The sequence below is a fragment of the Cardinium endosymbiont cEper1 of Encarsia pergandiella genome (genome assembly GCF_000304455.1).
Lineage (GTDB): Bacteria > Bacteroidota > Bacteroidia > Cytophagales > Amoebophilaceae > Cardinium.
Genome location: NC_018605.1, coordinates 251905 through 276068, shown reverse-complemented (window position 1 = coordinate 276068; position 24164 = coordinate 251905). Strand labels below are relative to the sequence as shown.

Below are 24164 nucleotides of genomic sequence, written 5' to 3'. Positions count from 1 at the left end.
TTAATTTTGTATAGTTGTCTCCCTTGTCTTGAATTTTGGATATTATGCGGCCATAAGTTTAGCAAAGTTCTCAAAAGTAGATACCTGTTTTTTAGCTCGGATTAATTGTCCTTTTTGAATGATTCTAATATTTTCTATTCCTGTAATGGTAATGTTAGCTGAATGGAAACTTTTAAATCCCAACATAGGTTTTATCCGTTTTGTGATAAACCTATGATCTTGTTCAACTCTATTGTTCAAGTATTTATTTTGAAATATTTGAATCTTGTGATCTTGATCTATTTCTGTATTTAAAGCATCAAGTGCAGCTTTATTACTACCGATTTTGTCAACTACCACTTTGGATGGAGTGTTATTATCTTTGATAGCCTTACGAAAAAAAGAAAGAGCTGCAGACTTGTCTCTACGTTCACTTAGAAAAAAATCAACTGTATCTCCATAACGATCTACTGCTCTATATAAATAAATCCACTTACCATTTAGTTTCACGTAAGTTTCATCCATCCTCCAGCTACTACCAACTGGGCGTTTTCGTTTTCTTACTTCTTGATCTATGAGTGGCATGAACTTAATGACCCACCTTTGTCAAGTAGAATGGTCAATCTTTGCGCCTCTCATACGCATCATCTCTTTCAAGTCTCTATAGCTTAAAGAAAAACGACATTGCATATATACAAATAGAAGGATTAACTCTGGTGAAGAACAAAATCCTTTAAAATAGGGCAATAATCTACGGGTAATACTAAACATTTTAGTAAATTTTTAACTAAAATTACTAAAATAAATACCTTCTTAAAACAAATGCGACAGAACCAAATTTAGTCTTTGCGTAGTAACCTAGCTAATATTTCATTTAAACTGCCTTCATCTGTTACCAAAACTTCTCGAGCTTTACTCCCTTCGAAAGGGCCTACAATGCCTGCAGCTTCTAATTGGTCTATCAGTCTTCCAGATCGGTTGTAGCCCAGCTTCAGTTTCCGTTGAATCAAAGAAGTACTTCCTTGTTGATGTAAGACAATCAGTCTTGCTGCCTCTTCAAATAGTGGATCTGTTGATTGTAAATCTACTGACACGCCATCTTCTTTGTCTTCTTCATCATAAGTAGGCAACAGGTAGGCAGATGGGTAGCCTTGTTGTCCACCAATATAGCTGCAAACACGTTCCACTTCTCCGGTATCTAAAAAGGGAGTTTGTAATCGAATAATATCAGAATTCATAGAGAGCAACATATCACCATTGCCTACTAATTGCTCTGCACCACTTGCGTCTAAAATGGTTCTAGAGTCAATTCGTGAACTTACTTTGTAGGAAATCCTAACAGGAAAGTTGGCTTTGATAATACCAGTAATCACATTTACAGAGGGTCTTTGTGTCGCCAACACAAGATGTATGCCAATGGCACGTGCCAATTGGGCCAGTCGAGCAATGGGTACTTCTATTTCTTTACCTGCTGTCATCATCATATCTGCGAATTCATCTATAACCAATACAATGTAAGGTAAAAACAGATGCCCTTCTTGAGGGCTCAGTATCCTTTTTATGAATTTTTGATTATATTCTTTAATATTACGGGTCCCTGCTTCCTTTAGCAGTTCATACCGATGGTCCATTTCAATGCATAAAGAATTAAGGGTATGGATTACTTTTTTGGTTTCTGTAATAATAGGTTCTTCGCTGATCGGTAATTTCGCTAAAAAATGACGTTCCAATTTATTATACAAAGAAAGTTCTACCTTTTTAGGGTCTACTAGTACCAGTTTTAATTGAGAGGGATGCTTTTTATAAATCAAAGAGGTGAGTAGTACATTCAGCCCCACAGATTTTCCTTGCCCTGTAGCACCGGCAATCAGTAGATGCGGCATACGGCTCAAGTCTGCAATAAACAATTCATTTGAGATCGATTTACCCAATACAATAGGTAAGTCCATCTTCCCTTTTAAAAATTTTTCAGAGCCAACCATCTCCTGGAGGGGTACTACTTCTCTATTTTTATTGGGTACTTCAATACCAATCGTTCCTTTTCCTGGTATGGGTGCAATGATCCGAATACCTAATGCAGCCAGGTTAAGTGCAATATCGTCTTCGAGGTTTTTTATCTTGGAGATTTTGACTCCTGCTTCGGGTACTATTTCATAAAGGGTAACAGTAGGACCAATAGTGGCTTTTATTTTGGCAATATTGATCTTAAAGTTCTGTAGGGTTTGTACAATATTATTTTTATTGATAGCCAATTCTTCTTGTGTAACAGATAGTTGTTCTTGTGTATACCGTTCTAGTAGATCTAAAGGAGGATATTTGTAGTTAGATAGATCTAAAGTTGGATCGTAGTTTTCACTCCGGATGTCGCTTAAGGGTACAGTTGAACCAATAGCAGGTGGAGGCGCTTGAGGCAGATTTTTAGGAGATGGTTCAGGGGAAACTATTTCAAAAGCTACATTGCTTTTGTGTGGAGCAATAGTTTTTGTACCAGTTTGATCACTTATATCTTCTAAATCTCTAGTAGCATGTGTAGTCGTTATGTTACTCGTTTTTTTTTTACTAGAGGGGACCTCATTTTCTGTATTAAATGTTTCATCAGCTATTCTATTACTTTCGTGATCAATCAAACATGTAGCATTATTCTTTGCTTTTTTGCTTGAGAATAAATTAATATTTGGTAAAGAGGTTATATTAAAACATACTACAGCAAAAATGATCAAAGTAACCACAAGAAAAATAAAAGTACCATAGCCTAATAAATTTTTAAATAAGATGCCGAGTGTATAGCCAATCCCTCCAAGGTAATTGGCCAGTAGGGCAGCAGTTGGGTAGAGTGCATATAGATAGCCCAGTAAAATATTAAACCATAATACCAGAAAAATGGAGGCCATCATCACTTTTAATAAAGAAAGGTTCGGACAAATTTTTTGTGTAACCATTTTTAGACCGATTAAAAATAGGCAAGGCAAAAAAATAAAAGCAGTGATGCCCCACCATATATGGACACAATAATAACTTACAAAAGCGCCTGTAAAACCTAACCAGTTGCCAGTAGCCAGATTGGACGGTTTTAGACCTAATTTCCCAATAGATTCAATAAGATGCTGATCTTTAGTGCCATGAATAAGATGAGCCAAAAAGGAAAATGCTAAAAAAATAGTTATCCCCTGCAGCAGAAGTCCAACGGTTATTTTAGTACGCTGATCTAGTATAAGTGGCTTTGACGGGGTACTTTTTTTAGGCGTATCTGGTTGGATTTTATAATTATTCTGGGCCATTCAATAAACGAAAAAAATATAAAAAATATAATGTAGAACAGATCACATAGGGAAAACTTAAGCAAATCCCAATTCTAATTTTGCTGCTTCAGACATTCGATCCATTGTATAAGCTGGTTCAAAGGTAAGATGTACGGTTACTGCATGTACGCCCTCTATGGCTTTGATTTTTTCTTCTACTTGACTTGGGATAATATCTGCCGCTGGACAATTAGGAGAAGTAAGTGTCATTAAGATTTCAATATTATTTAGTGGTAAAATCGTAATTTCATAAATAAGCCCTAGTTCATAGATATTGACAGGTATTTCTGGATCGTAAACTTGTTTAATGGCTTCTATGACTTGTTCTTTTTGAACCATAGTAATTGATTTAAGTAGTAGATTAATTCTAAATATAACCAATCATCTCTAAAACAGATACGATCGGTTCATATAAAGCAGGTCACTTCATAAAATTTTTAGTTGGGATGATTGAAAAAATTACCGGCTCAAGCCAATAGCAAAAGCACCTCTGTTACTCTCTACATCATAAGACCCTCTCCGAAACTTAATATGCATTTGTATACCCAAGAAACATATGCTTTCTATGCTGTCTTTAGGTCATTTTTTGACCTGATAAGTTTAGATTTTGTAACTATTTTTCTTAAAAATTTCATAAAAATATGGCTTATAGCCACCATGTGTAACGAACACATTCTTTCGCAGAGGGTCTATAGAATCGAGTAATGTCTCGATAGCTCTGTGGAGGTTCTCTATAGGTGCAATAGCACCACTTTTTAAGTTTAAGGACTAATTGTTACACACATAAACAAGCTAAAAAATCTATAAAAATCTGCTGTGGTTTTATGGTTGGACCAATGTTTACTATTGTAATAACTTAATATCCCTAAAAACATCTTTTATTTGAGAAAAATATTTGCGGATTTAAATAAAAGTTATACCTTTGTATTACGATTCGACGCAGGTAAAAATATAAAAGTGTTAAAAGCATTAAAAGTGCAGAAACATAAAATAAAAATGTGTCATTTTAAAAATGTTCTTTGACTTATTGTAAAAGCAAAATAAGGTAGATTAAATTTCTTTTTAGAAATTTAGCGTATCTCTATTTCAAGAGCGAGTAAGAAATAAATAAGGGCGTATGGGGGATGCCTTGGCTCTTAGAGGCGATGAAAGACGTGATAAACTGCGATAAGTTGCGGGGATTGGTTGTACGATTTGATCCGCAAATTTCTGAATGGGGCAACCCACCCTATCATTTAGATAGGGTATCTTTTATTATTAAAGGAAGTAAACCTGGAGAACTGAAACATCTAAGTATCCAGAGGAAAAGAAAACAAATAGTGATTCCATAAGTAGTGGTGAGCGAACGTGGATTAGCCCAAACCATAGCAGTTTCTGCTGTTATGGGGTTGTAGGACTAGCCATGCAACTTAATATCAAGAACTTAAATTACTTGAAAAAGTAAGCCATAGAAGGTGAAAGCCCTGTCAAGGTAATAGGTATTAAGTTGGTTAGTATCCTGAGTAGGTCAGTCCCGGTGAAAGGCTGACTGAATCTGCCGGCACCATCCGGTAAGGCTAAATACTCCTAAGAGACCGATAGTGAACAAGTACCGTGAGGGAAAGGTGAAAAGTACCCTGAATAAGGGAGTGAAATAGTTCCTGAAACCATACGCTTACAAGCAGTCGGAGTTTTTTTTTAAAATGACGGCGTGCCTTTTGTATAATGAGCCTATGAGTTAATCTTTTCTGGCGAGGTAAATTCTTTTGAAAGAAAAAGCCGAAGCGAAAGCGAGTCTGAATAGGGCGTTGAGTCAGAAGAGTTAGACGCGAAAGCCAGTGATCTACCCATGGCCAGGTTGAAGCGTTGGTAAAACAACGTGGAGGACCGAACCAGTGGATATTGTAACGTCCTTGGATGAGCTGTGGGTAGGAGTGAAAGGCTAATCAAACTGGCAGATAGCTCGTACTCTCCGAAATGTTTTTAGGAACAGCCTTAAGTTTATACTGATAGGGGTAGAGCTACCGATAGGACTAGGGGGGTAACCTACCGTGTCCAGACGAACTCCGAATACTATCAGTTTTGCTTAGGAGTGAGGGCTAGGGCGTTAAGGTCCTAGTCCGAGAGGGAAAGAACCCAGACCATCAGCTAAGGTCCCCAAATATATACTAAGTTGAACTAAGAAGGTTTAGTTGCTTAGACAGTCAGGATGTTGGCTTGGAAGCAGCCATTCATTTGAAGAGTGCGTAACAGCTCACTGATCGAGCGACAAAGCGTCGATGATAAACGGGCATTAAGTATATTACCGAAGCTATGGCCTTACTGCTTTAGGTAGTAAGGGGTAGGAGAGCATTCTAATAAAGCTGAAGCTAAGTAGTGATGCTTAGTCGATTGATTAGAAAAGAAAATGTAGGCATGAGTAACCAAAATAATGGTGAGAAACCATTACACCGTAAGACTAAGGTTTCCATGGCGATGGTTGTCATCCATGGGTTAGTCGGTCCCTAAGCTGAAGCCAAAAGGCGTAAGTGATGGAAAATCGGTTAATATTCCGATACTAGCTAGTAACAGAGAAGGGGGGACGAAAGAGTGAAAGGTCTGCCTTCTGACGAATTTAGAAGGTTAAAGCCCGTAGATATAGGTGTGGCAGGCAAATCCACCATACCTGTCGAAAGTAATAGTACTGCAATCCTTCAGGAGCGTAGATAATGACCCTAATCATATTTCCAAGAAAAGCCTCTAATCGTTTTTAAGTGCTAGCTAACCGTACCGTAAACCAACACAGGTAGTTGAGGAGAATATCCTAAGGTGTTCGAGTGATTCGTGGCCAAGGAACTCGGCAAAATATCCCTGTAACTTCGGGAGAAAGGGTGCCTCATTGTTCCCCTTTTTAAGGGGGGCAATAGGCCACAGTGAAAAGGCCCAGGCGACTGTTTACCAAAAACACAGGACTTTGCAAAATCGAAAGATGAAGTATAAGGTCTGATACCTGCCCGGTGCTGGAAGGTTAATAGGAGGAGTCAAGTTGTAAAATTAAAGCTCTGAATAGAAGCCCCAGTAAACGGCGGCCGTAACCTTGACGGTCCTAAGGTAGCGAAATTCCTTGTCGGGTAAGTTCCGACCTGCACGAATGGTGTAACGATCTGGGTACTGTCTCAGCCACGAGCTCGGTGAAATTGGAGTGGCGGTGAAGATACCGTCTACCCGCAATGGGACGAAAAGACCCCATGAACCTTTACTATAGCTTAACATTGATAATATGTAAATAATGTGTAGAATAGGTGGGAGGCTACGTAAGTAGCCGCCGTTGAAATACCACCCTTTATTTATGTGTTATCTAATTCTTTTGAAAAAGAAGACAGTGTTTGGTGGGTAGTTTGACTGGGACGGTCGCCTCCTAAAAAGTAACGGAGGCTTTCAAAGGTACCCTCAGTACGGATGGTAATCGTACGTAGAGTGCAATAGCATAAGGGTGCTTGACTGTAAGACAAACAAGTCGAGCAGAGTCGAAAGACGGATATAGTGATCCGGTGGTTCCGAATGGAAGGGCCATCGCTAAAAGGATAAAAGGTACTCTGGGGATAACAGGCTGATCTCCCCCAAGAGCTCTTATCGACGGGGAGGTTTGGCACCTCGATGTCGGCTCGTCACAACCTGGAGCTGAAGCATGTTCCAAGGGTTGGGCTGTTCGCCCATTAAAGTGGCACGCGAGCTGGGTTCAGAACGTCGTGAGACAGTTCGGTTTCTATCTATTGCGGGCGTTAGAAGTTTGAGAGGGGCTGACCTTAGTACGAGAGGACCGGGTTGGGTAAACCTCTGGTGTATCAGTTGTGACGTCAGTTGCACTGCTGAGTAGCTACGTTTATAAGAGATAAGTGCTGAAAGCATCTAAGCACGAAACTCGCCTCAAGATGAGACTTCAATAAGGGTGGTTAAAGATGATGACCTTGATAGGTTGCAGGTGTAAAGTCAGAAATGGCAAAGCTAAGCAATACTAATTACCCGAATGTTTCTTGTTTTTCTTCTTGATTTTGCTTTTACAGTAGTCAATTACTTTTGCAAAGTATTAGATAAGTAATAAATAATATAATGCTTTGTTAGAAATTAAAAATAAAGGTGACGAAAGCGCTGGTGTGCACCTCTTCCCATTCCGAACAGAGCAGTTAAGCCCAGCAGCGCCGATGGTACTTCGGTAATACGCGGGAGAGTAGGTAGTTGCCATCTTTTATTTTTTTGTGCTGTGCAGTATTTATTAGCTGCACAGCACTTTTTTTATATATACACCTGGAAATTAATTGGGGAACGCCATATACTAATTTGTCTACATCCATAATTGGCTCCTTTGGTTGTTCGGGTTATTTTTTAATTCCCTAAATTTAAAACACAAAGGAGCTTCTTTAAACTCAAAAATTAAAATCTAGTCCAGCGCTCAGGTGATTATTTTGGTTTTTGAATTTAAAATTTAGCTATAAAATAGCTGGATAGCACAAGGGATCCACTTGATGCATCATGCTATATATTTTACTGACTACTTCTTCTACGTTAGGTTTAGAAAAATAGTTTCCATCGTCTCCATAGGCTGGGCGATGTGGTTTGCTGCTAATCGTTATCGGTGCTTCGTCCAACATAGCGTAACCCTTCTGCTCTTCCAATACTTGTTGCATCATATAGGCAGTTGTACCGCCTGGGACATCTTCATCTGCAAAAACAATACGATTCGTTTTTGCCAAAGATTGTACAATACTATGATGTATATCAAAAGGTAATAAAGTCTGTACATCAATGACTTCACATTCAATGGCTAAATCTGAGAGTCTATCCGCTGCAGCACAAACAATTCTACACATCGCACCATAGGTTACAATCGTCACATCTTTGCCTACACGAAGTAGTTCTGGTACACCTATCGGTATGGCCATGGTTGCTACATTATTAGGCATAGGCTCCTTTAAGCGGTAACCATTCAAACACTCAATGATTAAAGCAATGTCATCTGAACGCATCATAGTATTGTAAAAACCAGCTGCTTGGGTCATATTCCGGGGCACTAGTAGGTAGATCCCCCTTATGGCATGCATAATGCTCGATATATAAGAACCAGCATGCCAAATACCCTCTAGTCGGTGGCCTCTTGTCCGAATGATCATAGGTGCTTTTTGTCCTCCTTTCGTTCTATATAGCAGTGTAGCTAAATCATCCTGTATAATTTGTAAAGCATAAGGAAGATAGTCTAAATATTGTATTTCAACGATTGGTCTTAGCCCACGCATGGCTGCACCAATGCCTTGACCGATCATAGTACACTCTCGAATGCTGGCATCGGTTACCCTTAGTGGACCATATAGCGGCTGTAGACCTGCAAAACCCTGGTTTACATCGCCTATTTTTCCTAAATCTTGTCCAATCGCAAAAACACGACCATCACGCGCTAATAACGATTTAAAACAACTACATAATATTTCTCTACCATCTACCTGTGAAGGATGGTCTGTATAAATAGGAGGTATTCCTTTTACATATAAAGCAGCACTTCTAGAGTGGCTATAAAGATGGCTACTAAATCTGTTTGTGTTGTTTCTTATATTTTTGTGCCACCAAGCCAGTAGACCCTTTTTATGGACATAAGGTATCTCCCGTAATGTATAGAGGGCTTTATCTATTGCTTGACTGATATCTAAGTAACGGAGATGGGGTTGTGCAGTTAGGGTATCCATAATAGTAGACCACTCGCTCGTGTCTGCTATTTCTTGGGGCAATACAATATCGTTTAACAAAGCAAGTAGCTCATTTTTTGCTTGGTTGCGGTCATGGATAGAGGCATGCCATGCAGCTTGCTGCGCTACTTTTACTTTTTTATCTGCTTCTAAGGCAATGTTTTGGAGTGTCTCCTCATTGGCTATGCCACTTTCTATCATCCATGCTGCCATCTTTGGTAGGCAGTCATATGCCCTTTCCCATCTTAATCGTTTTGCCGACTTGTACCGTTCATGAGAGCCAGATGTAGAATGGCCTTGTGGTTGGGTAAGTTCTTTAACATGAATCAATACAGGCACATGTTCGGTTCTACAGATGGTTACCGCCTGATGATAGGTGTGACATAAAGCTAGATAGTCCCACCCCTTCGCAACAAATATTTCATAGCCAGTTTTTCCCTTTGTCCGTTTAAAGCCTGCTAAAACGGCAGAAATGTCTCCCTTAGTAGTATGATAGGGTTGGGGAACAGAGATACCATATCCATCATCCCAAATAGAAATACACATAGGTACTTGTAAAACCCCACCTGCATTAATGGTTTCAAAAAACATACCCTCTGAAGTACTTGCATCACCAATGGTGCCAAAAGCCACTTCATTCCCTTTATAAGAGAATTTTTTTTGTATGTTGTGAAAATCAGTAGCTCGGTATAATTTAGAAGCATAGGCTAGTCCCAATAATCTGGGCATTTGTGAGGCCGTACAGGATAGATCAGCGGAAACGTTTTTACGGGTGAGTTGATTCAACCAATTGCCTGCTCCATCTATAAATCTTGTTGCAAAATGGCTGTTCATCATTCTCCCCCCAGAAGCCGGATCAGCCTCTATAGAAGTATGTGCATATAATTGGGCAAAATATTGTTGCAAAGTCAGTGCACCAATCGCAAACATAAAAGTTTGGTCTCTATAGTACCCCGCACGCCAATCCCCAGCTTGAAAATATTTAGCCATAGCTAGTTGAGCTACCTCTTTACCATCTCCAAAAATACCAAATTTCGCCTTTCCTGCAAAGACTTCTTTCCGTGCTAAGACACTTGCTGCTCTGCTCTCACAAGCTATTCGATAGTCATGCAGTATGTCAGTAGGCGTAATGGATAAGGCGTTTAACATATGCTTTTTGTAGTGCAAACCACTTACTAGATTCTAAATTAAAAATATACCATTGTAAATTTAGATGCTTTTTATCCAAAATCATTACTTATCGTTATGAATTATATAATCACTGTGTAGCCTGAAACGTCTTTATAACATCGTTGAATGAATATGGCTATCATTACATGCTGGCTAAACACTGACTAATTGTCAGCATCTGTTCATCTATACTTTATAATTTGATCTATTTAAGCCATTTGGCATGAAATCTGCTTTAGTATAAGTCAGATTAAAATGTGTGCAAGCAAGTTCGCATGTTGTACACATAGCTTAATGTAGATGTATACGATCAACCATTATTATTAATATATAAGTTATGAGCAAAGTTCATATAAGACCATTAGCTGATAGGGTTCTAGTACAACCTGCAGCAGCTGAAGAAAAAACAGTTGGCGGAATTATTATTCCTGATAGCGCTAAAGAAAAACCTCAAAAAGGAAAAGTGATTGCAGTAGGACCAGGTAAGAAAGATGAACCTATGACGGTTAAAGTAGGGGATCAGGTGCTTTATGGCAAATATAGTGGTACAGAGTTAGATATAGATGGTGCAACCTATCTCATTATGAAAGAATCAGATATTTATGCTATTACCTAATTTGATAGTATACATAATCAATTAAATTCTTATAACCTTATTAAACTAATATACAATGGCAAAGAATATAATTTTTGATGCAGAAGCACGCGAGAAGCTAAAGAGAGGCATTGATACCATGGCCAATGCAGTGAAGGTTACCCTAGGTCCAAAAGGTAGGAATGTTATTTTAGATAAAAAGTTTGGTGCTCCTAGTGTGACCAAAGATGGTGTATCAGTAGCAAAAGAAATTAGTCTAAAAGATCCTGTAGAAAACATGGGTGCACAACTGGTGAAAGAAGTAGCTTCTAAAACAGCGGATAGCGCTGGAGATGGTACTACTACTGCCACACTTTTGGCTCAATCTATTTTTACACATGGTATTAAAAATGTGGCTGCAGGCGCTAATCCGATGGACATCAAGCGTGGTATAGACAAAGGTGTAACAGCCGTTGTTAAGAAGCTACAAGAAATCTCTAAAAAAATAAATGATTCTAAAGAAATAGAACAAGTAGCCACTATTTCCGCTAATAGCGACTCCAAGATCGGTAAAATGATTGCAAATGCTATGGAAAAAGTAGGTAAAGATGGCGTGATTACAGTTGAGGAAGCAAAGGGTACAGAAACAGAAGTAAAGGTAGTGGAAGGAATGGAATTTGATCGGGGCTATCTATCTCCTTATTTTGCAACCAATACAGAAAAGATGGAAGTAGAGCTTTCCAATCCTTATATCCTGATTTGTGATAAGAAAATTTCTACTATGAAGGATCTGCTTCCTATTTTAGAAGCCGTTTCTCAAAGTGGAAGACCGTTGGTAATCGTTGCCGAAGATATAGATGGCGAAGCATTGGCTACCCTTGTTGTAAATAAAATTCGAGGTGTGTTACGTGTAGCCGCTGTGAAGGCACCTGGTTTTGGTGATAGAAGAAAGGCAATGTTAGAAGATATTGCCGTACTTACAGGCGGTAATTTAATTGCAGAAGAAAAAGGTTGCAAACTGGAAAGTGTTACTTTGGACTATTTGGGTACTGCAGAAAAAATCAATATCGATAAAGATCGTACCGTTATTGTACATGGTGGTGGAAATAAGAAAGATATCGAAGCGAGGATCGCCCAAATTAAGGCACAAATAGCACATGCTACTTCTGATTATGATAAAGAAAAACTCCAAGAGCGTTTGGCAAAGTTATCTGGTGGTGTAGCCATTTTGTATATTGGTGCAGCTACAGAAGTAGAAATGAAAGAAAAAAAAGACCGTGTAGATGATGCATTGCATGCAACAAGAGCTGCTGTACAAGAAGGTATTGTGCCAGGTGGTGGCGTTGCATTGTTGCGTGCAGCAACCTCTGGGTCATTAGATAACCTAGCTGTAGAAAATGAAGATGAACAAACAGGTATCAAAATTTTGAGACTTGCACTAGAGTCGCCTTTGCGCACCATTGTAGCCAATGCAGGCGGTGAGCCATCTGTAGTGGTCCAACGTGTAAAAGAAGGTACCGATTCTTTTGGATACAATGCGCGTACAGATGTGTTTGAAGATCTGTATAAGGCAGGGATTATTGATCCAACTAAAGTAACCAGATTAGCGTTAGAGAATGCAGCTTCTATTGCTTCTCTTTTACTGACAACGGCTTGTGTAGTAGCAGATGATCCGGAAGATGAAAAGCCTGCTCCTATGCCTCAAATGGGTGGTGGAATGGGTGGCATGATGTAACCTATTGGTTGACAGCCATCTATTGGTCCAATCAAGGTGATCGATATCCAACCGATCACCTTGCTCCCTTCAAGCCTTTTCCCTCATGCTACTGTTATTTGGCCTATACAACTCCATTTAGTCAACCATGCATCTTCATCACACGCTGGCTTACTTCAGTGACTTAGTAGTGGTTACAAATGGCCAAGTAATCGTTAAAGCAGCTAATTTCCCCATAACAGAATTAATCATAGATAGCAGAAATAAACCCACTACCCCATTCCCTATTTTTTTTGCCATTGTAGGCATTAACCACGATGGACACAATTATATAGCAGCAGCTTATGAAAAAGGCATACGCCAGTTTGTTGTCGCCCATCCATACCATTGTGCTATCATAGAAAAACTCCATGGAGTCAATATCCTACAAGTAACCCATACCTTAGAAGCTTTACACCAATTTATTATTTTTTACCGCTCAAAATATCAGTTACCGCTATTGGGCATTACCGGTAGCAATGGCAAAACGATTGTAAAAGAATGGATGCATGAATTTTTATCCAGGAAGTATAAAACGGTTAGCAACCCCCAGAGTTACAATTCTCAGGTTGGCGTACCACTTTCAATAAGCCTATTACAACCCAGCCATGCATATGGTATCTTTGAAGCAGGTATTGCGCAAACAGGTGAAATGGCTAAATTAGCCCCACTAATTCAACCGACGCATGGGCTTTTTACCAACATTGGCCCTGCGCACAGCCAAGGGTTTCAAAACATCATGCAAAAAGTTGAAGAGAAAATAAAATTGTTTGCCAGCTGTACAACTATTTATTATTGTAAAGACCATCGGCTGATTCATCTAGCCATGGTGCAGCTATATGGTAAGACAAAAATATTAGTAAATTGGTCTTTTCATAACCAAAAAGCCGATTATAAGGTTCGTTACAAACGGCTAAGCAACCAAACCACCCTATACATTACTACAACCACCCAAAGCAACACTTTTGTAATTCCTTTTCGGGATAAGGCTTCCATAGAGAATATAACCCATTGTCTGGTCTACTTATTAGATAATGGATTTGATCCCGGACCACTGCAACGTTCACTGCTCCAGCTTACCTCCATACCGATGCGTATGACCCTTAAAGCGGGCATCCATCGATGCCAGATCATAGATGATACCTACACCAATGATATGGTCAGCCTAAGCATTGCATTAGATTTTATGCAACAACAACAGCCAATGAAACGAACCGCTATTTTAACTGATATACTACAATCTGCTACACCTGATGACCAACTATATCAGGAACTAGCTGCCTTATTGGCCCAACATACCATCCATCGGCTGATCGGTATTGGCCCCATTATATCCCAGTATAAAACGCTTTTTCCTATACCAGAAACGATATTTTTTAATGGTATAGAAGATTATTTGGCACAAAAGCCATCTTTTAAAGATGAAACCATCTTAGCAAAGGGCGCACGTACGTTTCGATTAGAACGGGTGGTGCAAACAATAGAACAAAACAACCATGGAACCATTTTAGAGATCGATATGCATGCGATCAGACATAACCTTTCTTACTTTAGAAGACAACTAAACGTAGGCACTAAAATTATGGCTATGGTAAAAGCTTCCTGCTACGGCAGTGGTAGCAGCAACTTTGAACTAGCTGCTGTACTACAGCGCCATGGTGTGGAGTACCTAGGGGTCGCCTATATGGACGAGGGCATCTGTTTGCGCCAAAAAGGCATCACTTTGCCGATTATGGTGATGAATCCAACCGATGATCATTTTGATGCCATCTTAGATCATCATTTAGAACCAGAAATATACAGCTTGCCATTATTAGATGCATTGGCTTGTTTTATGGCAGAAAGATCGGTCCAATCCATACCCATTCACCTTAAATTAGAAACAGGCATGCACCGTTTGGGTATAGCAGCAACAGAGCTAGACCAGCTCATAGAGCAGTTGAAACAAATCCCCAGTCTACATGTAGTAAGTATTTTTAGCCATTTAGCTGCTTCACAAGCAGACCTGCACGATGCATATACCCTCGTGCAGGCAGAAAGATTTATAAAAATGGCGCAATATATAGAAGAACATCTGGCTATAAAGCCTTTGAAACATCTTTTAAACACCAATGGTATCGTACGTTTTCCACAATTTCAATTTGATATGGTACGACTAGGCATTGGCTTACATGGTGTAGGGGTTGATCAAACCATACAGCCCCATCTATTACCAGCCAGCAAGCTTAAAACCACCATTTCACAGGTCAAGTCTATTCAAAAAGGCGATAGCATAGGCTATGATCGCAAAGTCATCGCTACACAAGCGATGACGATTGCCATCATACCTATAGGTTATGCAGATGGTTTAAGCAGATCATTTGGGTGCGGCAAAGCCACTGTGGTTATTCAAGGACATGAATGTCCTATTATAGGTAATGTATGCATGGATATGGCGATGGTAGACGTCACAGGTCTAGCGTTAAAACGTGGTGATGAAGTGATTATTTTTAGTGCGGAACATCCAATAGATAGGCTAGCCGAACGGTTGGGTACTATTTCTTATGAATTACTCACCCAAATAAGCCAAAGGGTAAAACGTGTGTATTATACTTAATATCTATTTTCTAGTCCCTTCCATTTGGAATGGTATTTATTTTTTCTTACCATTATAGTTGCCAGTCAACAAAAAAGGAAGCAGTAATACACAATAATATAGAGTCTGCTAGGGAGTTGATAGCTAAAAAGGCAAAGAAGGAAATAATGGATAGATCCGGAAATTCTGCTTTCTCTTATGCATCTGCTGCCTATAACATTGAGATAATGAAATTATTGAGTAGCAGCTAGCCCTACCTAACCATCTATTTAGGCCACGCCAAGGCGTTAACGATAGGCTTCCTATCTTAAGGAACCCTTTTAAAGGCCTATACAGGAATAGGGAACATAATGTTCCCTATTTTATTATAGTGGTTCTGTTTGTATTGACCTCTTTGGTTTATGCAGTAGTGTAGCTATACTGAGTACAACCCTTTTTAATCAAACAAAATGCATTGGTTCAGTCATTTGTACTATTATATTTCAACCAGCATAAAAGAGGCGCTTGCAAAAGATTGCGGTCAAAAAGCACCGGTTGGAGATAGCGTACCAAACCCTTTAGTGAAGGCTACCACAGGTATACCTTCTATTTTTCCAGCTCTAAAGTTGCTTTTCTTTTAGTAATTTTTTACCTAGCGTATGATTGTGGCCTATTACTTTATCAAACAAAAAAAGCAGTAGCGCATTGCTTATGTTTACCTTTTGCAGTGCAACTTTTATAGCCATCGCATAGTCCATTGTATATTACCAGCTAATAGAATAAAATGATTCATATTTTAATGGATGGTCAAACAAAGTCATTTCCCAAAGGGATTACTGGCTTAGCCATTGCCCAACAATTTGGCGCAACCCTTGATCTCTTAGCGGTTCAGGTAAATGGCCTCGTTTATGACCTTACGCGCCCTATTGAGGTAGATGCTACCCTCCATTTTCTTAGATGGGAAGATGAAGCAGGCAAGCAGCTCTTTTGGCACTCTTCTGCCCACCTTTTGGCTGCAGCATTGTCCATATGTTATCCAGGTGTTACTTTTGGCATAGGTCCTCCTATTGCAGAAGGATTCTATTATGATGTCGATTTAGGACCTTATCCTACAAATAGCTTAGATCTAGCAGCCATAGAAAGAGAGATGATGAGACTGGCCCAGCGCAAGGATCCATTTGTCCGTCGAGTCGTTTCCAAACAAGAAGCCATTGCCTTTTTTACTAAAAAAAAAGATCCTTATAAATTAGAGCTATTAGAAGGACTCGAAGAAGGTACCATTACCTTTTATCAGCAAGGTGATTTTGCTGATTTATGTAAGGGGGCCCATTTGCCCCATACTGGATGGATAAAAGCAGTTAAAATTTTAAATGTTTCAGCCGCTTATTGGCGGGGGGATACAAAAAATAAACAGCTCACCCGTATCTATGGCATCACCTTCCCAACTAAAAAAGAACTAGCTGATTTTTTACATAGACGAGAAGAAGCCCAAAAAAGAAGCCATGTAAAAATTGGAAAAGCACTTGGCCTCTTTACCTTTTCTGAAAAGGTAGGACTGGGTCTACCCCTTTGGTTGCCTAAGGGGGCACTATTGTGTGATACATTGGTCCAGTTTCTTAAAAAAGAGCAAATCAAACGGGGATACCAGCCAGTTGTTACCCCTCATATTGGCCATAAGGCACTTTATATAACCTCTGGCCATTATGAAAAATATCAAACCGATTGCTTTCAACCCATTCGTACCGCTGAGGAAGAATACCTTCTAAAGCCTATGAACTGTCCCCATCATTGTGAGATTTATACCAGTGCCCCCCGTTCGTATAAAGAGTTACCCATACGTTTGGCAGAATTTGGGACGGTCTATCGTTATGAATTACATGGTGCCTTGCATGGATTGACCCGAACCCGCTGTTTTACCCAAGACGATGCCCATATTTTCTGCCGTTCAGACCAAGTACCAGAAGAGTTTGCCAAAGTAATTGATTTAGTACGCTATGTATTTGGTCTATTTGGTTTTAAGGACTATACTGCACAACTCTCTTTTAGAGATCCCAATAGCCATACCTATATGGGGGATCCGCAAGATTGGGATCTGGCAGAAGCAGCAATTCAAGCCATTGCCCAAGAGAAGGGTTTGCAAACTACCGTTGCCCTAGGGGAAGCTGCTTTTTATGGACCAAAAGTTGATTTTATGGTAAAAGATGCCTTGGGGCGTAGTTGGCAATTGGGTACGGTGCAGTTGGATTACCAGCTTCCTATTCGCTTTGATCTAACCTATATGGGGGCCGATAGCCAAAAGCATCGGCCTGTTATGATCCATCGTGCTCCGTTTGGTTCATTGGAGCGCTTTATAGCCATTTTAATAGAGCATACAGCGGGCAAATTTCCACTCTGGCTAGCGCCAGAACAAGTAGTAGTTTTATCCCTTTCCGATAAATATGCCAGTTATGCTACAGTGGTCCACCAGAAACTATTGGAAAATGAGATACGTACTGTCTTAGATATCCGAAGTGAAACCATTGGCAAAAAAGTTCGTGAAGCTACTTTACGCAAAGTTCCTTATATATTAGTCGTTGGCGAAAAAGAAATGGCAGATGAAACCGTTGCCATTCGAAAACAAAACAACCAAATTAGTATGGCTCTAAATGATTTTATTCAGCAGATTCGTGCAGAATTGGCTACAATAGCCAGTTGTAGTATAAGCTAGCCACCGGCTGTACCATTTTAATAATGGTTGTGCACATCAGTGCTAGCCATTATAAATGTTTTAGCCCTATTTAGTTATTAGCAATTTTTATACCATAAAAATGTAAAACCATGCAATGGACCATACCAGAATTGGTAAAGCGATTTGGTGCGAAGCAGATGGGTGGTGTCGATGCGGTCCTCACCCATCTCTGTACATTGGCGGAAGGAAGCCCAGGAGGGCTTAGTTTTTTTTCAAGTCCGCAATACACTACTGCTTTTTATCAAACCAAAGCCACAGCTGTTTTGGTTCCCCAAAATTTCAAGCCAGTTGTACCCGTAGCCGCTACTTTGATAAAGGTGGAGGATCCTTACCGCTGTTTTTGTGCCCTTATAGAGGAAGTATACCAAGAAAAAATGGTTCCGAAATGGGGCATAGAATTTCCTTCTTATATAGGGAGGCAGGTTACAGTAGGGGAAAATGTTTACAGAGGCGCTTTTTCCTATATTGGTCACCATGTAGTGATAGGCACAAAGGTAAAAATTTATCCACATGTGTATGTAGGAGATTATGTAACCATTGGCGATGATACCATACTCTATAGTGGTGCCAAAATAGCCCCTTATACCGTAATAGGTAGTCGATGTACCATCCATGCGGGCGCAGTCATTGGCAGCCCTGGTTTTGGTTTTATAACCCATGCAGATGGCAGTGCCAAACGTATTCCCTCAGTTGGCCATGTTTTATTGGAGGATGATGTAGAAGTTGGTGCCCATACTACTATAGATGCAGCTACCGTAGGGCGTACCATAGTAGGAAAAGGCACTAAGGTAGATAACTTGGTGCAAATTGCCCATAATGTTCACATAGGGAAACATACGGGTATTGCGGCACAAGTGGGGATTGCTGGATCTACTAGGGTAGGGGATTATAGTAAGTTGGGTGGTCAAACAGGTGTAGCGGGCCACCTCCAGTTGGGTGATCATGTTACAGCAGTTGGTAGAGCCGGTATTACCCGTTCTTTTCCAAAAGGAAATATTAACCTTTCCGGTACACCTGCTTTTGAAAATAAAAAATTCTTAGCTTGTTATGCCAGGTTTAAAAAACTTGCACCATCAAAAAAGTAGCAAACGCATGTAGATGATACTTTTTTATGGATCAAAGCATTTTCCATACAATTTTTTAAAATATTTATGATGCAACGGCTACAACAGACCATTCAACGTATCATTTCCTTTGAAGCCATTGGCCTCCATACGGGAAAAAAAATTAAGGGCATATTAACCCCTATGCCAATTGATACCGGTATACAATTTCAACGGATTGACCTCCCCAATCAACCTATTATAGAAGCCTGCGTAGCCCATGTAGTCGCAACAGAAAGAGGGACCATGCTTGAAAAAGATCAAGTACAAGTGGCTACGGTAGAACATTGGCTAGCCGCGCTAGCAGGATTGCAAGTGGATAATATTTGTATGCAACTAGATGGGCCGGAAGTACCAGATTTAGATGGTAGTGCGTTAGGTTTTGTAAAACTTTTATTAGAAGCAGGTCTGTTACCACAAGAAGCATCACAAAAGTTTTTTACCATCAAGGAAAAATTTGTCTATGATGACCCTGATACAGGCAGCCATTATACACTTTATCCTGATACAGATTATAGCTTGCATGCAACCATTTCCTACAATAGATGGCCCATCGGCCATCAATATGCAACCCTCTTCACGTTAGCCCATTTTAAACAAGAAATAGCCGCTGCCCGCACTTTTATCTATTTGGATGAAATCGTTGCCTTGTATCAGAAGGGATTGTTGCAGGGAGGAGATCCTACCAAAGCGGTTATTTTCTCTGATCATACCGACCCTACAGAACAGTTACAGCAAGTTACCCACTTATCTGGTAAAAAAGTTGAAAATTTAGTAACCCCTAGTCCCTCCAGTCTATCTGCTTTACGCTATATCAATGAACCAGCGCGTCATAAATTATTAGACCTTATCGGTGATGTAGCCTTATTGGGTAGGCCTTTGCAAGGGAAACTCGTTGCCCATCAGCCCGGTCATGGGGCCAATATACGTTTTGTGGCTGCTTTGAAAAATCACTTGTTGAGACAGTCCGTCAAAGCCCCCCCCATTTGTGACCTACACGCTACGCCCCGGTTGAATGTAGCACAAATTAGTAAAATGCTACCCCATCGTTATCCTTTTCAATTGGTAGATAAGATTATGGAATTAGGTGACGACCATGTGATTGCGATTAAAAATGTAACCATTAATGAGCCCTTTTTTCAAGGCCATTTTCCTGGTACACCTATTATGCCTGGCGTTCTTCAGGTAGAAGCATTGGCCCAAACAAGTGGTATATTGGCATTGGATAAAGTACCAGATCCCGCACGATATCTAACCTACTTTCTTGCCATTGATGGCTGTAAATTTCGTCGTATGGTGGTGCCTGGAGATAGCCTAGTATTACATTGTGTATTGCTGACAGATATAAAATTTAGTACGACACAAAAACACTCTGTAGCCATTGCAAAGGTAAAAGGACGCATTTTTGTAGGTGAAAATTTGGCGTGCGAGGCAGTTTTATTGGCTCAAATGGTCAAACAACATGAAGCAATCTGATATCCATCCCAGTGCTACGCTGGGCAAATCGGTAACCATAGGCAATTTTGTAACGATTCAGGAAGATGTAGTCATAGGTGAGGGTACATATATAGGGCCTCATGTGACCATTATGTCTGGAAGTCGTATAGGGAAGCATTGCCAAATTTTTCCAGGTGCAGTAATTGGTGCCGTAGCACAGGGTCGCAAGTCAACCACCTTGAAAACCTATGTAGAAGTGGGGAATCATACCGTTATACGTGAATTTGTCACCCTTAATAGAGGCACTTTGGGTGATACGATTATAGGTGCGCATGTATTACTCATGGCGTATGTGCATGTGGCGCATGATTGTATCGTTGAAGATCATGTAACCGTTACTAATGCTGCACAGTTGGCAGGTCATGTCCAACTCCATCACCATGCCGTAATAGGTGGTATGGCAGCGGTTCATCAGTTTATGCAGGTAGGGGCCTATAGCATGGTCGCTTCTAAAAGTATTGTGCGTAAGGATGTCCCACCTTTTATTAAAGTAGCACGAGAACCTTTGCGCTATTGTGGCATCAATCTGATCGCATTACAACGGCATAGTTTTACAAAAGAACAAGCCGATACGATACGCCATATCTACCGTTTGATCTATCATAGCCAATTGTTGTTGCCCTTGGCATTAGAAGCAGTCGTGAACCAAGTGATCGATTCTAAGGAAAAAGAGATGGTGCTCTCTTTTATACGCAATAGTCCCAAAGGAATTGTAAAAAAGACCAATCTAATATGAGTCGGAAAAGGAGCTTGCATTCCAGAGAACGTCATAATCTTCTGTTTATTAAGTATAAGCTAAAAAACAGGTCATCGGTTGTTTCTTACGCTAAAATAAGTTAAATTGCGTAAAATATTATGAATTTATTGCTTATGCCTTGTAAGCTAAAATTTTATTGTCAACCTTTTCGATGCCGTTTCATCATTAGGATTGGCCTACTAATTTTAAATACTAAAATTACAAATATTATACAAAATTATGATTAGTAAACGAACAATATTATTATTGATGGCTGTATGGGTATTTGGTACCATCTACTATCAAGAGTATAACAAAAAGAAGCAGTTGCTTGCTACCCCCACTTTAAACAACATATCTGTGCGTTCCATTAATGGTACGGACCCACTAAGAATTCAAGATTTGAGTTCTTTTGAGGTAATTAGCAAGATATATGAAGGGTTATATACCTATCATTGCTTTAAAAGACCGTTTCAGTTGGTACCCAATCTTGCTGAGGGAATGCCTATTGTTTCTTCAGACGGCTTGGTTTATACTTTTAAAATTAAGAAGGCTGTCATATTTCAAGATGATATCTGTTTCCGAAATGGAAAAGGTAGGGAACTCAAAGCAGCTGATTTTGTTTTTAGTTTAAAAAGAGTGGTAGATCCTAAAAATACAGTCCCTTATCTTGCTCTGATAGATGGCAAAATCAAAGGATTGGATGCATGGAAAGAGCAGGCAGATTATGCGCAAGAGGTAGAAGGGTTAAAAGCATTGGATGATTATACCCTGCAGATTACCCTTACGCAACCTTGTGCAACTTTTTTGAATTTTTTAGCTATGCCGATTGCTTTTGTGGTTGCTAAGGAGGCGGTGGTGCATTATGGCTCTGAATTTTTAAACCATCCGGTGGGTACAGGTCCTTTTATGCTAGAGGGTGGGTTTAATCCGCAAGCCAAGCAATTGACCTTTGTCAAGAATCCCACTTTCAGGGAAGTATTATTCCCTGCTGAAGGAGATGCGTTATATAGACCTATAATAGAGCGCTATGCGGGTAAAAGGTTACCTTTGGTAGATAAAGTTGTCACCGATATTATTGTGGAAGACCAGCCACGTTGGTTAAAAATGAAAAATGGGGAGATTGATATGCAGCACGTTAGCGATGCCAGTTTTATATTAGGCCTTACCGGACCAAAAGGTGAACTTTTACCAGAGTGGAGCAAACAAAGATTGGTCTTAGAGCAAGTTCCGGCTGCTAGAACTGAGTTATTTATTTATAATCATAGCCATGAAATTTTTAAAAATTCTTATGTAAGGCAGGCCATGTCTATGGCTTTTGATAGAGTATCTTATAATCAAAAGTTTTATAAAGGTACTGCGCAGGTAGCACAATCTCTAGTGCCACCTCTATTAATGGATAATGCCAATGGCTTGGAGGATCCATATGGCTATAATCTGGAGCGTGCAAAAGAATATTTGGCTAAAGCAGGTTTCCCAGGTGGGCAAGGATTCCCAGTTGTTACACTTGATATCCGCCCAGAAACAAGTTTTAAGGATAAAGCAGAATTTTTTGCCCAATGTATGGCCCATATTGGCATACAAGTTCAGGTAGTAACCAATATTTGGACAGAATTACTTAATAAAGTTACTAAAGGAGCTACTATGATGCATATGTTAACTTGGTGTTCTGATTATCCTGATCTTTCTACTTTTTTTGATATAATTATGGACAAGAAATTAGCTGGTTTGCACTATGAAAATACTACATTTAATGGGTTGTTACATAAAGCTATGCAAACCGTCAACGAGGCAGAAAGAAAGCGCTTGTATGTAGAGTTGAATAAAATGGTAGCAGAGGAAGTACCTATGATTTGTGCGGTCCATCCTTCTCTTCAAATGTTATATTACAACTGGGTTAACAATGTGCCTTGTAATGACTTTTCTGGATCTCTAGATGCATATATCGCAGTAGATATGGCAGAAAAGGTTAAAGCTACCAAGTAATCTTACCTAATTTAGGTATATCCTACCTTCGGGTATACAATAGCGCTTCAGTTTTATATATTTATTTTTAATGCTGTATTGATGTAGTGTAGGTAGATAGAAGCGATTATTTACCCGAAGTGTAAATCATCACTTCTATTTTTATGATCTCTTTTTTTGTATACCTCTTAAGAAAGTTGCTCTATGCGCTTTCGGTTATCGTAGGTGTTACTTTTTTAGTCTTTGTGATCTTTAACATGCTTGTAGAAGATCCTACCCTTATCTTATTGGGTAAATATGCTACACCGAAAGCTATGGCTGCACTTAGCCATCAACTAGGCTTAGATAGACCTTGGTATCTCCAGTATTGTGAGGTACTGCAATCTGCTTTCACCTTTAATTTTGGTTCCTCCTGGGCTACCAAGCAGCCTATTTTAAAAACTTTTCAACAAGGTGGACTGGTCTCTTTAACAGTTACACTACCTTCTTTTTTGATAGGAAATGGTTTATTAATATATGTTTCCCTTTGGATGACCCAATATAAAGGAACCATTTGGGACCGCCTTTTAGTGATCGGTTGCATGGTGATGAGTAGCATTTCTATATTGGTGTATATTCTAGTTGGTCAGGTATTTTTTGCTTGTAAATTAAAAATTTTTCCAATAATGGGTTATAAAAATGGTTTTTTCGCCTGTGTCCCCTACATTATTTTGCCAACCATTATTCTGGTATTGCTTCATTTTTGTTATAACTATCGGTTTTATAGAACCATTATGTTAGATGAAGTTTATCAAGACTATGTACGTACTGCACGGGCAAAAGGATTGTCAGAAGAAGTTGTTTTATTTAAGCATGTTTTTAAAAACCTCATGGTGCCTATTCTGACAACCTTGATAAAAGATTTTCCATCTTTACTATTTGGATCTGTAGTGATAGAGAATTTTTTTAGCATCCCAGGACTAGGTAATCTTGTAATAGATGCCGTAAACCTTTGTGATTTTCCAATGATTAAAGCCGTTGCTATAATAACTGCGGTACTTAGTGTTTTCTGTAACATAGTAGGGGATGTTTTGTATACTTTAGTGGATCCGCGTATAAAATTGTAGTATAAGT

General features: G+C 39.5%; 13 protein-coding genes, 2 rRNA genes and 1 pseudogene. 11 read left to right on the top strand and 5 right to left on the bottom strand.

Translation table 11 applies throughout. The annotated features are described in order from the left end of the window. Positions 1–42: 42 nt before the first annotated feature. From AL022_RS01200 to AL022_RS01190, 3 genes and pseudogenes are all read right to left on the bottom strand, one after another. A pseudogene (locus AL022_RS01200) lies at positions 43–750 on the bottom strand (IS6 family transposase). Positions 751–818: 68 nt separating this feature from the next. Further along, entirely contained in the window at positions 819–3257 is a 2439-nt protein-coding gene (locus tag AL022_RS01195) for an FtsK/SpoIIIE family DNA translocase (protein WP_014934414.1), read from the bottom strand. A 57-nt stretch (positions 3258–3314) separates the two neighbouring features. After that, positions 3315–3617: an iron-sulfur cluster assembly protein gene (locus AL022_RS01190; protein WP_014934413.1), complete on the bottom strand. Its 303-nt coding sequence runs from the start codon at positions 3615–3617 to the stop codon at positions 3315–3317. A 758-nt stretch (positions 3618–4375) separates the two neighbouring features. On the opposite strand from AL022_RS01190, the gene AL022_RS01185 reads away from it, so the two are divergent. Together AL022_RS01185 and rrf are read left to right on the top strand one after the other, a co-directional pair. Further along, positions 4376–7275: ribosomal RNA gene (locus AL022_RS01185) — 23S ribosomal RNA — on the top strand. Positions 7276–7369: 94 nt separating this feature from the next. Next, positions 7370–7481: ribosomal RNA gene (gene rrf, locus AL022_RS01180) — 5S ribosomal RNA — on the top strand. A gap of 242 nt (positions 7482–7723) precedes the next feature. Here the strand turns inward: rrf and AL022_RS01175 are convergent. Further along, the gene (locus tag AL022_RS01175) at positions 7724–10120 is read right to left on the bottom strand and encodes an alpha-ketoacid dehydrogenase subunit alpha/beta (protein WP_014934411.1); all 2397 of its coding nucleotides are present in this window, start codon (positions 10118–10120) and stop codon (positions 7724–7726) included. 358 nt (positions 10121–10478) lie between these two features. Here AL022_RS01175 and AL022_RS01170 point away from each other — a divergent pair, with 358 nt between their 5' ends. From AL022_RS01170 to AL022_RS01160, 3 genes are all read left to right on the top strand, one after another. Beyond that, positions 10479–10757, top strand: a complete 279-nt coding sequence (locus AL022_RS01170) for a co-chaperone GroES (protein ID WP_014934410.1) — start codon at positions 10479–10481, stop codon at positions 10755–10757. A 55-nt stretch (positions 10758–10812) separates the two neighbouring features. Next, on the top strand, positions 10813–12450 hold the full coding sequence (gene groL / locus AL022_RS01165; protein WP_014934409.1) for a chaperonin GroEL: 1638 nt from the start codon (positions 10813–10815) through the stop codon (positions 12448–12450). Positions 12451–12577: 127 nt separating this feature from the next. Further along, positions 12578–15064: a bifunctional UDP-N-acetylmuramoyl-tripeptide:D-alanyl-D-alanine ligase/alanine racemase gene (locus AL022_RS01160; protein ID WP_014934407.1), complete on the top strand. Its 2487-nt coding sequence runs from the start codon at positions 12578–12580 to the stop codon at positions 15062–15064. A 578-nt stretch (positions 15065–15642) separates the two neighbouring features. Here AL022_RS01160 and AL022_RS04635 read toward each other — a convergent pair. After that, complete coding sequence (locus AL022_RS04635) at positions 15643–15768, bottom strand: hypothetical protein (protein WP_256364577.1); 126 nt, start codon at positions 15766–15768, stop codon at positions 15643–15645. Between the two features lie 38 nt (positions 15769–15806). On the opposite strand from AL022_RS04635, the gene thrS reads away from it, so the two are divergent. From thrS to AL022_RS01130, 6 genes are all read left to right on the top strand, one after another. Then, positions 15807–17729: a threonine--tRNA ligase gene (gene thrS / locus AL022_RS01155; protein ID WP_014934404.1), complete on the top strand. Its 1923-nt coding sequence runs from the start codon at positions 15807–15809 to the stop codon at positions 17727–17729. A gap of 110 nt (positions 17730–17839) precedes the next feature. Continuing rightward, positions 17840–18835 carry a UDP-3-O-(3-hydroxymyristoyl)glucosamine N-acyltransferase gene (gene lpxD / locus AL022_RS01150; RefSeq protein ID WP_014934403.1) on the top strand — a complete coding sequence of 332 codons (996 nt, stop codon included), beginning with the start codon at positions 17840–17842 and terminating at the stop codon, positions 18833–18835. A 66-nt stretch (positions 18836–18901) separates the two neighbouring features. Next, positions 18902–20329, top strand: coding sequence for a bifunctional UDP-3-O-[3-hydroxymyristoyl] N-acetylglucosamine deacetylase/3-hydroxyacyl-ACP dehydratase (locus tag AL022_RS01145; RefSeq protein ID WP_014934402.1), 1428 nt, complete (start codon positions 18902–18904; stop codon positions 20327–20329). Further along, positions 20316–21086: an acyl-ACP--UDP-N-acetylglucosamine O-acyltransferase gene (gene lpxA / locus AL022_RS01140; RefSeq protein ID WP_014934401.1), complete on the top strand. Its 771-nt coding sequence runs from the start codon at positions 20316–20318 to the stop codon at positions 21084–21086. The genes AL022_RS01145 and lpxA overlap by 14 nt, the downstream gene beginning before the upstream one ends. Before the next feature lie 240 nt (positions 21087–21326). Next, positions 21327–23072, top strand: a complete 1746-nt coding sequence (locus AL022_RS01135; protein ID WP_014934400.1) for an ABC transporter substrate-binding protein — start codon at positions 21327–21329, stop codon at positions 23070–23072. A 143-nt stretch (positions 23073–23215) separates the two neighbouring features. Further along, positions 23216–24157, top strand: a complete 942-nt coding sequence (locus tag AL022_RS01130) for an ABC transporter permease (RefSeq protein WP_014934399.1) — start codon at positions 23216–23218, stop codon at positions 24155–24157. Positions 24158–24164 lie beyond the last annotated feature (7 nt).

What these genes read in the sequence shown, in the direction of transcription:
- AL022_RS01195 (WP_014934414.1), bottom strand. Translation starts at nt 3,257, where the DNA reads ATGGCCCAGAATAATTATAAAATCCAACCAGATACGCCTAAAAAAAGT.
- AL022_RS01190 (WP_014934413.1), bottom strand. Translation starts at nt 3,617, where the DNA reads ATGGTTCAAAAAGAACAAGTCATAGAAGCCATTAAACAAGTTTACGAT.
- AL022_RS01175 (WP_014934411.1), bottom strand. Translation starts at nt 10,120, where the DNA reads ATGTTAAACGCCTTATCCATTACGCCTACTGACATACTGCATGACTAT.
- AL022_RS01170 (WP_014934410.1), top strand. Translation starts at nt 10,479, where the DNA reads ATGAGCAAAGTTCATATAAGACCATTAGCTGATAGGGTTCTAGTACAA.
- groL (WP_014934409.1), top strand. Translation starts at nt 10,813, where the DNA reads ATGGCAAAGAATATAATTTTTGATGCAGAAGCACGCGAGAAGCTAAAG.
- AL022_RS01160 (WP_014934407.1), top strand. Translation starts at nt 12,578, where the DNA reads ATGCATCTTCATCACACGCTGGCTTACTTCAGTGACTTAGTAGTGGTT.
- AL022_RS04635 (WP_256364577.1), bottom strand. Translation starts at nt 15,768, where the DNA reads ATGGCTATAAAAGTTGCACTGCAAAAGGTAAACATAAGCAATGCGCTA.
- thrS (WP_014934404.1), top strand. Translation starts at nt 15,807, where the DNA reads ATGATTCATATTTTAATGGATGGTCAAACAAAGTCATTTCCCAAAGGG.
- lpxD (WP_014934403.1), top strand. Translation starts at nt 17,840, where the DNA reads ATGCAATGGACCATACCAGAATTGGTAAAGCGATTTGGTGCGAAGCAG.
- AL022_RS01145 (WP_014934402.1), top strand. Translation starts at nt 18,902, where the DNA reads ATGATGCAACGGCTACAACAGACCATTCAACGTATCATTTCCTTTGAA.
- lpxA (WP_014934401.1), top strand. Translation starts at nt 20,316, where the DNA reads ATGAAGCAATCTGATATCCATCCCAGTGCTACGCTGGGCAAATCGGTA.
- AL022_RS01135 (WP_014934400.1), top strand. Translation starts at nt 21,327, where the DNA reads ATGATTAGTAAACGAACAATATTATTATTGATGGCTGTATGGGTATTT.
- AL022_RS01130 (WP_014934399.1), top strand. Translation starts at nt 23,216, where the DNA reads ATGATCTCTTTTTTTGTATACCTCTTAAGAAAGTTGCTCTATGCGCTT.